The 13,964-nt window shown below is 56.1% G+C and carries 14 protein-coding genes; 7 read left to right on the forward strand and 7 right to left on the reverse strand.

Translation table 11 applies throughout. From position 1 onward, the window contains the following. Positions 1-1,166: ABC transporter substrate-binding protein (locus tag B3Z49_RS05215; protein ID WP_296988647.1), on the reverse strand; the 1,166-nt coding region annotated here is incomplete at its 3' end. Positions 1,167-1,436: 270 nt separating this feature from the next. Between B3Z49_RS05215 and B3Z49_RS05220 the strand changes: the two genes are divergently transcribed. Continuing rightward, positions 1,437-1,862, forward strand: coding sequence for a nuclear transport factor 2 family protein (locus B3Z49_RS05220; RefSeq protein WP_120225843.1), 426 nt, complete (start codon positions 1,437-1,439; stop codon positions 1,860-1,862). 107 nt (positions 1,863-1,969) lie between these two features. Here the strand turns inward: B3Z49_RS05220 and B3Z49_RS05225 are convergent, their stop codons facing one another. Then, entirely contained in the window at positions 1,970-2,683 is a 714-nt protein-coding gene (locus B3Z49_RS05225; RefSeq protein WP_296988651.1) for a GntR family transcriptional regulator, read from the reverse strand. A gap of 140 nt (positions 2,684-2,823) precedes the next feature. Here B3Z49_RS05225 and B3Z49_RS05230 point away from each other — a divergent pair, with 140 nt between their 5' ends. Next, positions 2,824-4,416, forward strand: coding sequence for a gamma-glutamyltransferase family protein (locus B3Z49_RS05230; RefSeq protein WP_296988653.1), 1,593 nt, complete (start codon positions 2,824-2,826; stop codon positions 4,414-4,416). A gap of 18 nt (positions 4,417-4,434) precedes the next feature. Here the strand turns inward: B3Z49_RS05230 and maiA are convergent, their stop codons facing one another. From maiA to hmgA, 3 genes are all read right to left on the reverse strand, one after another. Continuing rightward, positions 4,435-5,094, reverse strand: a complete 660-nt coding sequence (maiA, locus tag B3Z49_RS05235; RefSeq protein ID WP_296988654.1) for a maleylacetoacetate isomerase — start codon at positions 5,092-5,094, stop codon at positions 4,435-4,437. Positions 5,095-5,117: 23 nt separating this feature from the next. Continuing rightward, entirely contained in the window at positions 5,118-6,137 is a 1,020-nt protein-coding gene (locus tag B3Z49_RS05240; RefSeq protein WP_296988655.1) for a fumarylacetoacetate hydrolase family protein, read from the reverse strand. A gap of 62 nt (positions 6,138-6,199) precedes the next feature. Then, complete coding sequence (gene hmgA / locus B3Z49_RS05245; protein ID WP_296988657.1) at positions 6,200-7,570, reverse strand: homogentisate 1,2-dioxygenase; 1,371 nt, start codon at positions 7,568-7,570, stop codon at positions 6,200-6,202. A gap of 80 nt (positions 7,571-7,650) precedes the next feature. Here hmgA and B3Z49_RS05250 point away from each other — a divergent pair, with 80 nt between their 5' ends. Beyond that, positions 7,651-8,079: a MarR family winged helix-turn-helix transcriptional regulator gene (locus tag B3Z49_RS05250; protein ID WP_296988659.1), complete on the forward strand. Its 429-nt coding sequence runs from the start codon at positions 7,651-7,653 to the stop codon at positions 8,077-8,079. 10 nt (positions 8,080-8,089) lie between these two features. On the opposite strand, the gene B3Z49_RS05255 is transcribed toward B3Z49_RS05250, so the two are convergent. Next, positions 8,090-8,932: an IclR family transcriptional regulator gene (locus B3Z49_RS05255; protein WP_296988660.1), complete on the reverse strand. Its 843-nt coding sequence runs from the start codon at positions 8,930-8,932 to the stop codon at positions 8,090-8,092. Between the two features lie 203 nt (positions 8,933-9,135). Between B3Z49_RS05255 and B3Z49_RS05260 the strand changes: the two genes are divergently transcribed. The 3 genes from B3Z49_RS05260 to B3Z49_RS05270 are packed head-to-tail and all read left to right on the forward strand — an operon-like array spanning position 9,136 to position 12,040. Beyond that, positions 9,136-10,194: a TRAP transporter substrate-binding protein gene (locus tag B3Z49_RS05260; protein ID WP_296988661.1), complete on the forward strand. Its 1,059-nt coding sequence runs from the start codon at positions 9,136-9,138 to the stop codon at positions 10,192-10,194. Continuing rightward, positions 10,191-10,727 carry a TRAP transporter small permease gene (locus B3Z49_RS05265; protein WP_064781076.1) on the forward strand — a complete coding sequence of 179 codons (537 nt, stop codon included), beginning with the start codon at positions 10,191-10,193 and terminating at the stop codon, positions 10,725-10,727. Before B3Z49_RS05260 ends, B3Z49_RS05265 begins: the two co-directional genes overlap by 4 nt. Then, on the forward strand, positions 10,727-12,040 hold the full coding sequence (locus tag B3Z49_RS05270) for a TRAP transporter large permease (RefSeq protein WP_296988663.1): 1,314 nt from the start codon (positions 10,727-10,729) through the stop codon (positions 12,038-12,040). The genes B3Z49_RS05265 and B3Z49_RS05270 overlap by 1 nt, the downstream gene beginning before the upstream one ends. A gap of 80 nt (positions 12,041-12,120) precedes the next feature. On the opposite strand, the gene hppD is transcribed toward B3Z49_RS05270, so the two are convergent. After that, complete coding sequence (gene hppD / locus B3Z49_RS05275) at positions 12,121-13,233, reverse strand: 4-hydroxyphenylpyruvate dioxygenase (protein WP_296988664.1); 1,113 nt, start codon at positions 13,231-13,233, stop codon at positions 12,121-12,123. Between the two features lie 163 nt (positions 13,234-13,396). Between hppD and B3Z49_RS05280 the strand changes: the two genes are divergently transcribed. Further along, the gene (locus B3Z49_RS05280) at positions 13,397-13,867 is read left to right on the forward strand and encodes an Lrp/AsnC family transcriptional regulator (RefSeq protein WP_008889980.1); all 471 of its coding nucleotides are present in this window, start codon (positions 13,397-13,399) and stop codon (positions 13,865-13,867) included. The last annotated feature ends 97 nt before the right edge of the window (positions 13,868-13,964 follow it).

Genomic DNA, 13,964 nt, shown 5'->3' on the forward strand with positions numbered 1-13,964 from the left:
CCTTCGACGAAATGCGCGAAGGTGTAGTCTTCCGGACCAAGCGCATCCTGATCGTCCGGGGTGAACGGCTTGTCATAGGTTTTGATCATGCCTTCGACACCGCTGATTTCGTACATCGCTTCGCGGATGGCCGGACCTTCGGTCGAGCCGGCCTTTTCAATCGCAGCTGCAATCAGAAGGGTCGCGTCATAGGCATTGGCAATGCCGGTCGCCGGGGTCACGTCGGCAAGGGTTTCGATCTCCGGGAACTTTTCCTGAAGTTTGACGAACATCGGATTTGCCGGATCGGTAAACAGATAGGTCTGGATGAAGTGGACCTTCTCGCCCGACTTGCCCGCCAGTTCGGTGAAGCGGCCACCGGCCGGACCCCAATGCGATGAAATCGGAACATCCCAGCCCATGCGATCAAGCGACTTGATCACCTGTGCGGTCGGGGCAACGTTGGCAACGACGAACAGGGAATCCGCGCCGTTTTCCTTAAGACGGGTCAGCTGCGGGACAACATCGACATCGTTTGATTCAAACTTTTCGATCCCGGCATGTTCCATGCCACGCTTTTCAAGCGCCTTGAGCAAGCCCTTTTCATTGGACTCCCCCCACGGGTTGTTGATCAGGATCATGCCCGGTTTCTTGGCACCATAATTGGCAATCAGATATTCCGTGATGGCTTCGTCGACATATTCATCAACCGCCGAAACGCGGAAGACATAGTTTTCCTCGGCACCGTTTTTGGTGATCCCGGTTCCGGCAGCCCACGGGCCGATGAACGGGATTTTCTGCTGGTTCACATAGGGCACGATGGCAAAGGATACCGGCGTATCAAGGCCGCCAATGATCGCCGCAACGCCTTCGCGCTGGGCCAGTTCACGGGCCGCGACCAGACCCTTGCCCGGGTTGCTTTCATCATCACGCGAAACAAGTTCAAGCGGCTTGCCAAGAACGCCGCCCTCGGCATTGATCTTGTCAATCGCAAGGGTAATGCCACGCGTAATGGCTTCGCCCGATTTGGCCGACTGTCCGCTGAGTGCGGCAACAAGGCCAAGCTTCACAGTGTCTTCTGCACGGGCATCATGGGCAGGCAAGGTGGTGGCAAACATCAGCGCAGCAGCGGCCCCGAGAAGGGCGGCACGCCGCGTTATTTTCCGGAAAGGCGAAGAAATAGGCATGTGAGACTCCCTGATTATGTGTCTGCGTCGTCCGGCGTCGCAAATTGGGCATGCGCACCAAATCGTCACCGCATTGCAGCAAGCGACATGCCAAGAATCACAATCATTCAAAATCAGAGACTTAGGCGTTTTTCGATCCGTACAGAAAACAGAATTGCCTCATGTATACGCAGATTGCATGCAATTTTTGCATAAAATTAGTGCATGCAAAATTTCTGCACAGCGTTTATGCTGATGTCAGATCAATTCCCGAAAACAGAGGCCTTCGAAATGAGTGACCAAACCGTGGAAAATGTGCTTGATACCCTGCCGCCAGAGGCGCAGACGGTGCGTGATTTTCTGGATGCATCCATGAAGCCCGACCCGGAACTGGCCGCGACATTCATGTCCGATGATGTTGTCATCACCTTTACCGACGGTCAGAAATACGATCATCCGTCGGGCACAACGGCGTTTAACGCCGCGCGTTATAAATGGGTGAAAAAGAAGTTCGGTCAGTTTGATGTCGCTCATACCAATGGCCAGACTGTTGTCTACAGCACCGGCTGGCTTTACGGCGAATGGCCGGACGGCACCCCGTTTGAAGGCAACCGTTATGTCGACCGTTTCGTGATTGAAAACGGCAAGATCATCAAAATGGATGTCTGGAATGAAAGTGCGGAACGCATCCTGATCCGCAAGGGCATCAAGGCCTGAGCCAGACGGGAACCCGAATGATGCAGCCCGCACCAGCCATCTGCGATCAACACGCCACGCGCGAAGTCCCGCGTGCGGCTTCTGATATGGCGATGGTGCGCGCGGGTTTAGCTGGTGCCGTCGCGCACCTTTTTGGCATAAGGTTCCAGCGCATCAAGATACAAAAGCGGCCCGCTTTCCTTGGTCGTGAACAGGGCGCGGTCGGCAACCGCCGTCAGATGATGGCGCATCAGTTTTCGCGCCGCATCTTCGTCGCCCTTGGCCAGCGCCTCGATAATCTGGCGGTGTTCCTGAATGCCGCAATCGGTCGAATGCGGGCGGGCATAAAGCGACAATGTCAGGCCGCAACGATATCCGATTTCCTCGACATAGCGCAGCAAGACCGGGCTTCCGGCAAGGCGGGCCAGCAGGATGTGGAATTCGGTGGCAAGACGGATCGAAATCGGCTCGGACGCGTTTTCGGCTTCGACTTCCTTGGCAAGATGGGCTTCAAGTTCGCCGAGAATTTTCGGGCTCATATTCTTGATCACCCGGCTGATGACAAGGTCTTCGATCTGGGTGCGGAGCTCGAAAAGGTCGCGGGCCTCTTCAAGGCTGGGCTTGGCAACCGCAGCCCCCTTGTTACGGCGAAGTTCGACCAGCCCTTCGGCGGCAAGCCGTTCAAGCGACTGGCGAATAAGCGTGCGGCTAACACCGAACCGTTCGCCAAGGGAATCTTCGGGCAGCTTCATGCCAGGCATCAGAACACGTTCGAGGATTGCCGAACGCAATGCCGAACTGATCATGTCTGTGCGATGCTTTGCCTTGTCCGCTGCTTTCATCCCGATCCGCCAAGTTTCTTGTTTCGATCACTTTATTGCCTGCGTCTGTATAAAGGATTGCATGCAATTTCGCCACAACCGATGCACGCATAACGCTAACCTGTTTGAAATCAATCCTTTTGGCTGAAAGAACCAAGCCCATGACCGACCATCAAACTGCCCCCGAACATCGCGCCATGGTCACAAGCCCCAGCACGGCGGCAAGCGAAGCCGGTGCGCAAGTCTTGCGCGATGGTGGCACCGCGATTGAGGCCGTCGTCGCCACCGCGGCAGTGTTGGCGGTAACATACCCGCATTTCTGCGGCATTGGCGGTGATGCGGTCTGGATGGTTTCAGACAATACGGGCAAGGTGCAGTCTTTCCTGGGTATTGGTCAGGCCGCCGAAAAAGGCGGCGACACAATCACGCCCGGCACGCCCATTCCGCTGCGCGGTCCGGGCTCGACCCTGACCACGGCGTGCACGGTGGATTCATGGCAACATGCGCTTGATCATTCGGCAAAGAACTGGGGCGGGACCAAAAGCCTCTCAGAGCTGATCACGCCTGCGATTGCGCTTGCGGAAAATGGCTTTGCGATCAGTCCGTCGCAATGTTTCTGGCTTGATTTCCGTAAAGAGGAAATCGCCAACTGGCCGGGCTTTATGGATGTCTTCACCCCGAATGCGCGAATGCCGCATGTCGGCGAGACATTTCATCAGCCGCACCTGGCACAAAGCCTGAAACGCATTGCCGAGTTTGGCGCGCGCGATTTCTATGAAGGCGGGCTTGCCGATCAGATCGTCAAAGGCCTGTCAGCCGTCGGATCCCCGATCACCAAGGCGGACCTTGCGAAAACCCGGACCCGCACGGTGGATGCGGTGTCGCTTGATTATGGTGACGTCACCCTGTTTGCCCCGCCCGCGCCCACGCAAGGATTGGCGACGCTCATGACCATGGGGGTGTTGCGTGAACTGGGTCAAAAGGACTGGGCCGAGGGAACGGCGGATCACTACCATCTGGTGGTAGAGGCCATCAAACGCGCATTCCTGAAGCGCGATCAGATCGCCGATCCCGCTTTTACCAGCACCGATTTTGCCGCCCTTCTGGATCAAGCCGGTCTGGCCGCAGACGCCACGGACATCTCGCCCACCAAGGCGCTTGATTGGCCGCACCCATTCCGCCATGGCGATACGGTGTTTCTGGCCGCCAAGGATGCCAATGGCAATTGCGCCAGTGTGTTGCAAAGCACCTATTTCGACTGGGGCAGCGGGGTTGTCGCGGGCGATACCGGCATTGTCTGGCAAAACCGCGGGGCGGCATTCAGCACCGATCCGACCCACCCGAATGCTTTCGCACCGGGCAAGCTTCCGTTCTATACGCTTAATCCCGGTATGGCGCTTAAGGGCGGCAAGCCGCATTTGCTTTATGGGACGCAAGGGGCCGATGGGCAGCCACAAACCCTTGCCATGCTGCTCACCCGGATGCTTGATTTCGGCCTGTCGCCGCTAGACGCACTCGCCAAACCACGCTTCCTGCTTGGCAAGACGTTTTCAGACACCAATGACAGCCTGAAACTGGAAGTCGATGCCGGGGACGACGTGTTTGACGAACTGGCCGCACGCGGTCATGTCCTGCGCGCGATTGAACCGCAAAGTGCGCTGGCCGGTCAGGCGGGGATCATTCGCATTGACGAAGACGGCTTTGTCGATGGCGCGCATGATCCGCGCAGTGACGGCAAGGCGATTGGGGTTTAAAGTCGTCGTTCACTTGGCCTAGCGCGGGCACTGATCCGGGTGGGCGTTGGCGAAGGCTGCAATCGCGTTACAGCGTTGTTCTATCGCGCAAATTCGCGGAAGGTGAGCAAAGCTCACATTCCAGCGGCGCGCGTTATAAAGCTGTGGGATCAGGCAGATATCGGCCATGGACGGGCGGTCACCGTGGCAGAAATCGCCATGGTTACCGTCCCTGTCACCGGCCAGCATGGCTTCAAACCCGGCAAGGCCCGATCCGATATATTTCGTCATCCATTCCTGTCGTGCGGCGTCGGCGTCATCACCATGCGCCTCGGCGATATCCATCACGTGGCGCACCACCCCCAGATTACAGACCGGATGGGTATCCATGGCAATCGCATGAGACAGAGCCCGCACCCGTTGACGCGCCAGCGTTTCGGTCGGCAAAAGCCCCTGCCCCGGCCGGGTTTCATCAAGATATTCAATGATCGACACCGACTGGGTCATCATGACCCCGTCGATTTCAAGGGCGGGGACGAGGCCTTGCGGATTGCGCGCCAGATGCTCACCGAATTTGTGGCTGCCAGCCAGCAGATCAACCGGCACCGTCCGGTAAGGAAGGTTGAGCAACCCCAGCGCAATCCGTACGCGATAGCTCGCCGAGGATCGCCAATAGTCATACAAAACGATCTCGCTCATGATCTCGCTCATAGTGGGGGGCCTTATGGTTTGTATTGGCGCACAGTTTGTTCAATCGCGCCAAAGATCGACTGGCCTTTGGCATCAAGCATTTCGATTTTGACGCTGTCGCCAAATTGCAGGAATGGCGTTGCCGCCGAACCATTTTCGATGGTTTCGATCATGCGGATTTCAGCAATGCAGGAATAGCCCGCACCGCCCGCGGCAACCGGTTTGCCCGGCCCACCATCCAGCTTGTTCGATACCGTGCCCGACCCGATGATCGACCCGGCACAGAGCGGACGGGTGCGGGCCGCGTGGGCGACAAGCTGGGCAAAATCAAAGGTCATGTCGATCCCGGCATTGGCGCGCCCGAACGGCTTGCCATTGAGGTCCACACAAAGCGGCAAATGAAGCTTGCCACCATCCCAGGCATCACCCAGTTCATCGGGTGTTACTGCAACCGGGGAGAAGGCCGAAGATGGTTTGGACTGGAAGAAACCAAATCCCTTGGCCAGCTCGCCGGGAATAAGGCCACGCAGCGACACATCATTGACCAGCATGATCAAGCGGATGGCATCGCGCGCCTGATCAAGGGTTGCACCCATCGGGACATCATCGGTGATGACGGCAATTTCGCCTTCCATGTCGATGCCCCAGGCGGTATCGCCCATCAGGATATCATCACGCGGCCCAAGGAAGCTGTCAGACCCGCCCTGATACATCAGCGGATCGGTCCAGAAGCTTTGCGGCATTTCAGCACCGCGGGCCTTTCGGACCAGCTCAACGTGATTGACATAGGCCGATCCATCGGCCCACTGGAACGCGCGCGGCAAGGGTGAATGTGCCTTGGTCTGATCAAATGCAACGCGTTTGGCCGGACCTGATCCGGCTTCGACATCGCCTGCCAGATCCTTGAGGCGCGGGGCAATTTCGGCCCAGTTATCAAGCGCTGCCTGAAGGGTTGGCGCAATCGCGCTGGCATCGACATATTCCGACAGATCCTTGGAAACCAGCACAAGCTGGCCGTCGCGGGTACCATTTTTAAGGGTGGCGAGTTTCATTGGTTTTGTGCCTCCGGCATTCTTTTCGTTAAGTCCTGAGTGATTGCTTTTTGGGGGCGCGGTTACGGGCGACCTTCTGGTGTGCCATCGAACTTGCGTTCCAGCCCCGACCAGCAATCAAGATAATCGTCCTGAAGCGTCTCCAGTTCGGCGGCGAATTTCGTCAGTTGCTGCGGATAGCGGGTCTCGAACATGAAGGCCATGGTGCCATCAAGTTTTTGCGGCCCGAGTTCGGCGTTCGATGCCTTGTCAAACCCATAGGCATCCGGCCCATGCGCCAGCATCATGTTATGCAGGCTCATGCCGCCGGGGACAAAGCCCTCTTCCTTGGCGTCATACTGGCCGCAAATCAGCCCCATGAATTCCGACATAATGTTGCGGTGATACCAAGGCGGGCGGAAGGTGTTTTCAGCCACCATCCAGCGCGGCGGGAAGATCACGAAATCCACATTGGCGGTGCCGGCCTCGTCCGTCGGCGCGGTCAGGACGGTAAAGATCGATGGATCGGGATGATCAAACAGGATCGCGCCCACCGGCGAGAAGGTCCGAAGATCATATTTTAACGGTGTGTAGTTGCCGTGCCATGCGACGACATCCAGCGGCGAATGGCCGATTTCGGTGACATGGAACTGCCCGCACCATTTGACCAACACCCGACACGGGGTTTCCTTGTCCTCATAGGCGGCAACGGGTGTTTTGAAATCACGCGGATTGGCAAGGCAGTTGGCCCCGATCGGCCCGCGTTCGGGCAAGGTGAATTTGGCACCATAGTTTTCACAGACATAGCCGCGTGCGCCGCCATCAATTCCGGCCTCAAGGATGCTGACCTTAAACAGCATGCCGCGCGGAATAAGTGCTATTTCAAGCGGGGCGACATCCATCATGCCAAGTTCGGTGAAGATGCGAAGCGTGCCACTTTCGGGCACGATCAGAAGTTCACCATCGGCATTGAAGAAATAGTCGTCGACCATGTCGGTATTACAGACATAGACATGGCTTGCCATGCCGGTCTGGGTCATGGCATCGCCCGCGGTCGTGACGGTGCGCATGCCCGAAATGAAATCAACCGCATCCTTTGGCATCGGCACCGGATCCCAGCGCAACTGACCCAGCGCAAGGCTGTGATCATTCAAACAAGGCGCTGTTTTCCAGAACGGTCGATCAAGGGCCGCAAAGCGCCCGTTATGTTTGACACTGGGGCGAATGCGATACAGCCAGGACCGTTCGTTTGTGCCGCGTGGCGCGGTGAAAGGCGATCCTGAAAGCTGTTCGGCATAAAGGCCATAGGCGCATTTTTGCGGGCTGTTTTGCCCCTGGGGCAACGCACCCGGAAGACTTTCGGTTTCAAAATCATTGCCGAAACCGGGCATGTAACGCAGGTCGTTGGCATCGCCTTTTTCGGCATTTTTGGTCGGCTCATTATGATCCGTCATTGCCTTTTTCCTCCCAATCTTTGATATAGTTACATTCGTAACTGTAATTTTTGTAACTATCAAACAGCCTTTTGAAGCCAATGAAATCCGAATTCGATCTTCACAGTTTCCTGCCGTTTCTGATGCATCACGCCAGTGAAAAGCTCAGCCTTGGCTTTCGCGATATCTATCGCGACCGATACCGGATGACGCGGTCCGAATGGCGGGTTCTGGCGACACTCGGCCAGTATGGTGCCTTAACCGCGACCGAAATCGTGACCCATACCGGACTGCACAAAACCAAGGTTTCGCGGGCTGTCTTTTCCATCGAGAAACGGCGTTGGTTGAAACGGTATCAGGATGAAAATGATCGCCGCGTGCATCGCCTTGACCTGACAACGCAGGGAAAATCGGCCTTCACGTCACTGTGTGAGGCGGGTGTCGCCTATGACCGGAAAGTGCGCGACTTTCTGGGCGAAGATGAATTCAAACGTCTTTCAGACCTCCTGAAACGGTTTAACGACCTGTGACCCCGGCACACTATGCCTGATCAGATTCCGCACGTGGCGTGCCACCCCAACTTTGCGTGAAATCGGCAATGGCACGGGTAAACACATCGAACGCGGGTTGGCCCGGCTGAAAGTAATTGGCATTGGGGTTCATCAGCGTGACGCAACAGGCCACCGCCCCGTCGAGATTATAAACCGGCGCACTGATCGCCGATAAACCGGGCACGATATCGCCTTCGATCACAGCAGCCCCGCGTTGTTTGGTGTCGGCAATCAGCCGGTCCACCGTGGCATCATCCCAATGCAGGATATCCTGTTCGGCCGAAATGACATGTTCGATCGCGCTACGCGGCATACTGGCCAAAAAGGCCTGCCCGGTCGCAGAGCGCAAAAGCGGCATGACGGTGCCAAGCCCCATGGTCGATATGATCGGCGGGCCGCCATGTTCGGTGCGGATCAGGACCGGACCGCGTTCCCCCCAGATCGCCAGATGCCCGGAAGATCGCAACTCAATCGCCAGATTGCGCAACAACCGACCGGCGCGCATCACCACATCATTGCGTTCAATCGCCGAAACACCCATGCGCAACGCCATCGGGCCAAGACCATACAGCCCCGTCTGGTCATCCTGCCAGGCAAGGCCGATGCGCACCAGACTGGCAAGATAGCGATGCACCTTGGCCGCCGGCATAGAAACCGCGTCTGCAAGGTCCTTTAGCGGCACCGGGAATTTGAAATCGCACAAGGCGGCAATAATGACGCCACTGACCTCCACCGATTGGATGCCTTTGCGCTTGTCAGCGGCATCAACCACGTCGGCGATGTCATGTTCGGTTTCGCGATCCGGGATATTTTTGGGCGAGGCTTTGGTCAAAATTTACCTGCATAAATTTCATATTGCGTAATTGATTATATATATCATAATTCCAATTCAAAGAAAAAACAGCATTCCAGGCGCGATCCCAGACTGCCATCCCGGACATGCACAGGCTGATGGCAACTGCACAGCAATCGCTTGGCCCGAAGCTGGTCAGACGCAAGACCAAATGAACGACTTAAAAAAATAGGGAGACATCCGTGAAACATCCTAATCTTCGTAAAACGCTGCTTGGTCTTATGACCGGCGCAACCATTCTGGCCGGTGCCGGTATCGCGCATGCGGCCGACATCACCCTTAAAGTCAGTCACTATCTGCCGCCAAGCCACGGCTTCCAGAAAGACTTCCTTGAAAGCTGGGGACAGCAACTGTCGGAAAAAACCGGCGGCAAAGTCGAAGTCGAGATCTATGACGCCACGTCGGCCTTTGGCAAAATCGACCGTCAGGCCGATCAGGTGCGCGCGGGCGTTATGGATATGGCCGTGGGCCTTAATGGCATTCCGCGTGACCGTTACCCGGCTGCCTCGGTGATTGAACTGCCGTTTTTGGTGAAATATGCCGATTCCGGGTCGGAAACCCTGTGGCAGCTCTACAAGGAAGGCCTTCTTGGCAGTGACTATCAGGACTTCAAGGTCCTTGGCCTGTTTACCCATCCGGGTGGCCTGATCCACACCCTTGATACACCGGTCAGATCGCTTGAGGATCTTAAGGGCCTGCGTCTTCGCACGCCAAGCCCGGCGATTTCGGCAATGCTGGAATCCTTTGGGGCATCCCCAGTCGGCCTGCCGCCTTCGGCCATCTACGAAAACCTTGAAAAAGGCAATATCGAAGGTCTGGTTGCCACCTGGGATCTGGTCAATGCGGTCAAGGCCAATGAACTTTTGAAATATCACACCGATGCTGCGGCCTACACCGCCGGCTTCTATTTCGTCATGAATCAGAAAAAATATGACAACCTGCCCGACGAAGTGCGGGCCGCAATTGACGAAATTTCCGGCGATGTCCTTGTCGGGAAATTCGGCGACTGGTGGGACAAATGGGAAGCAGTTGGCAAGGCCGATGCGGAAAAACACGGCAATGAAATCATCACGATTGATGACGCCACCCGTGCGGAATGGCAGGAAGCATCCCAGCCGATGATCAAGGAATACCTTGCCAGCCTGAAGGGAAAGGGCGTTTCAGATCCTGAGGCGATCTATCAGCGCGCGCAGGAACTTATCGCGGAATTTGATGCCAAATATCACGCTGGCGACAAATGACCCAGCCGACTGAAAACTTCGGTGGATCGCGGCTTTATGCCGCGGTTCACCGCACTGACCGCTTTATGAACAAACTGACCGACATTCTGGCTTTTGTCGGTATGGCCGCCCTGATCGGTGCGATTGCCATTGTGGTTGTCGATATCATCTGGCGCCGCATTGGCGGCCAATCGATGGTGGGCGCGGTTGACCTGACCCAGTTTTGTGTCATGGCGGCGGCATCCTGGGCGATCCCCTATGCGTTTAGCGCCCATGCCCATGTCACGGTCGACCTGGTCGGCAAGAACCATCTTCGCTTCCTGTTTCGTATTATCGACACCCTGATCCCGCTTCTGTGTGCCGGGCTGATGGCGTTCCTGTTTTACCTGTCATGGGGACGCGCGATGGAACAATGGAGCTATGGCGATGTGTCGCAGAACCTTGAGATTCCGATGATCCTGTTCTGGGGCTTCCTTCTCAGCGGCATGGCGATATCGACAGTGGTCTGTCTTGTCCATTTTCTGAAAATGCTTTTAACGAACGAGAATAACTGATGGCGACGGAATGGGCGGGATTGATCGGGTTTGTTGCAGCACTTGCACTGGCCCTGTTGCGCGTACCGGTTGCTGTCGCGATGGCGGTTGTTGGCATCATCGGAACGCTGCTTTTGACCGACTGGATGTCAGCAAGCTATGTCATGGCAAGCCTGCCGTTTGAGGCGATCTTCCCCTATGGCCTTTCGGTGGTGCCGCTGTTCATTTTCATGGGCGTGTTCGCATCGCACTCCGGCCTTTCAAGTAACCTGTTTCGCGGGATCACGGCCTTTTCCGGACATCGTCCGGGCGGACTTGCCGCATCAAGCATCGGGGCGAGTGCGGTGTTTGGGGCGATTTGCGGATCGTCGCTTGCGACCTGTGCCACCATGGGGCGGGTGGCACTTCCTGAAATGCGTCAACGTGGCTATGCCAAAAGTCTTGCCGGGGCATCGATTGCCGCCGGTGGCACACTGGGCGTTCTCATTCCGCCATCGATCCTGCTGGTGATTTACGCGCTGATGACCGAACAATCGATTGGCGCCCTGTTTGCCGGTGCGATGATCCCGGGTCTGTTGGCGACGGTTCTTTATATCGCATCGATCCGTATTCAGGTGATGCGCGATCCATCGCTTGCGCCGGTCAGTACCTATGTGCCCTGGTCGCAACGCTGGGGCGCATTGCTGCAAATGTGGGATGCGGTCCTTTTGATCGCCTTGGTGATTGGCGGCATTTATGCCGGCCTGTTTTCCCCGACCGAGGCCGCGGCCGTTGGCGCCGGGGCGGCTTTGCTGTTTGCCTTTATGCGCAAGCGCCTGACCTGGACTGTTTTGCGCACCGGCATTCGCGAAACGGCCGGCATGACCGGGATGATTTTCCTTATTCTGGTGGGGGCGGCACTTTTCAATTTCTTCATTGAAACCAGCGGACTGACCCAGACCCTTGTCGACTGGATCACCACACAGGGCTATTCGCCACTTGTCGTTTTGATCGCCCTTCTGGTGTTTTATGTCGTACTGGGCTGCTTCATGGATAGCCTGTCCATGATTCTTCTGACCGTGGTTCCAGCCTATGGGGTGATTACCGGTGTCGGCTATGACCCGATCTGGTTTGGTGTTGTTCTGGTATCGGTTGTCGAAATCGGCCTGATCACCCCGCCGATTGGCATGAACCTGTTTATCATTCAGGGCGTTTCACCGGACATGAAGATCACGACGCTTGCGCGCGGTATCCTGCCATTTCTGGTGGCTGACTTTGTGCGGGTGATCCTGATGATCGCAATCCCGGGGCTGGTTTTGTGGTTGCCGCATCTGCTGGGATTTGGTGCCTATTGATTGGTCCCACGGTTAAAAACGAAGCCCCGGAACAGGCAGAACCTGTTCCGGGGCTTTTGTGTTTCTGACCTCAATCGCGCTTATTCGGCGGCATCAACCTTCAACACGCCACGGCGGATCTGGTCTTCTTCGATGCTTTCAAACAGGGCGCGGAAATTGCCCTCGCCAAAGCCCTCGTCGCCTTTGCGCTGAATAAACTCAAAGAAGATCGGGCCGATCACGGTTTTCGAGAAGATTTGCAGCAAAATCTTGGTCGTACCGCCATCAACCACACCTTCGCCATCGATCAGGATGCCGTGGGTTTTCATGCGTTCAATCGGCTCGTCATGACCGTGCACGCGTTCATGCGATTTCTCGTAATAGGTTTCCGGCGGGCCGGGCATGAATTTCAGGTCATTGGCGGCAAGCTTGTCGGTGGCGTCATAGATGCCATCGGTGCCGACCGCGATATGCTGAATGCCTTCGCCCTTGTATTTGCGCAGGTATTCTTCGATCTGGCTTTTGTCATCGGTCGATTCATTAAGCGGAATGCGGATTTTGCCACAGGGGGATGTGATCGCGCGGCTGACCAGACCGGTGATTTTACCGGCAATGTCAAAGAAGTGGATTTGCTTGAAACCAAACAGGTCGCGATAGAAGTCCCACCATTTATCCATATTGCCGCGATAGACGTTATGGGTCAGGTGATCGAGGTAATAGAAACCAACCCCTTCGGGCTTCGGATCGCGTTCGCCCAGCCAGTCAAATTCCGCGTCATAGGCCGAACCGGTTTCACCATATTTATCAACGAAATACAGCAACGACCCGCCAATGCCGACGATGGCGGGCACATCAAGCGTCTTGTCATCCCCGGTGTAGGGCTCTGCCCCCTTGGATACCGCATGATCAAAGGCATGCTTGGCATCCACAACGCGCCATGCCATGGACGGTGCACAGGGACCATGTTTCTCAACGAATTTCATGCCGTGCGATGATGGCTCGGCATTGAGGATGTAGTTGATATCGCCCTGACGCCAGACGGTGATGTTTTTGGTTTTGTGCTTGGCAACCGGGCTGTATCCCATGCGGGTAAACAGGGTTTCCAGTTTGTCGGCGTCTTCATGGGCGAATTCGACGAACTCGAACCCGTCGGTTCCGGCCGGGTTTTCATCGCTAATGGTTGCGCGCGGGGCATCATGCGGGAACGGACCCATCGGAAGTCTCCTTTGATTGGAACATTCGAATGATTGGAATTATTCGAATTCTTGTTATGTCCCAATCGTGCGCCAAACCGCGTGCAACGTGCGTGCATTTACGCTTGCTTTTCGGGTTTCTTTGCATGCATCATGCATTAAATAATCATTTGGCGCGTGAAACATGCAACTGGACAGACTGGACCTTAAACTGCTGGCGGAACTGCAAAAGGATGGCCGTCTGACAAACAATGATTTGTCAGAACGCATCGGCCTTTCGGCGTCACAATGTTCGCGCCGCCGTGCGCGCCTTGAAGACGACAAGGTCATTCGCGGATACCGTGCCGATATTGACCGGCAAAAGATGGGCATGGGTTTGCTGGTGGTGATTTCGGTGACACTTGCCACCCATAACCGCGACAATGCCAAACGGTTTGCCAGACTGTTGGCCGATCTGCCCGAAGTGCTCGAAGCATTTTCGCTGACCGGGGAGATGGATTACCACCTTAAGGTCGCGACCAAGGACCTGGCCGCACTTTCGCATTTCGTCAATGAGGTGCTGTTGCCCCATGACTCGGTCCAGCATGTGAAGACATCGATTGTGCTGAATGTGCTGAAGGATTTCGAGGGGCTTGCCGTCGATCCGGATCTTTAAGCCATAAAAAGGGAAAAGGCCGCGCCCCGAAGGCACGGCCTTACCTGTCCCGAAACTCCCCTTACAAAAAAGTTTCGGTGACGCCCCCCTGTATTGA

The sequence above is a fragment of the Thalassospira sp. UBA1131 genome (assembly GCF_002311515.1).
Classification (GTDB): domain Bacteria; phylum Pseudomonadota; class Alphaproteobacteria; order Rhodospirillales; family Thalassospiraceae; genus Thalassospira.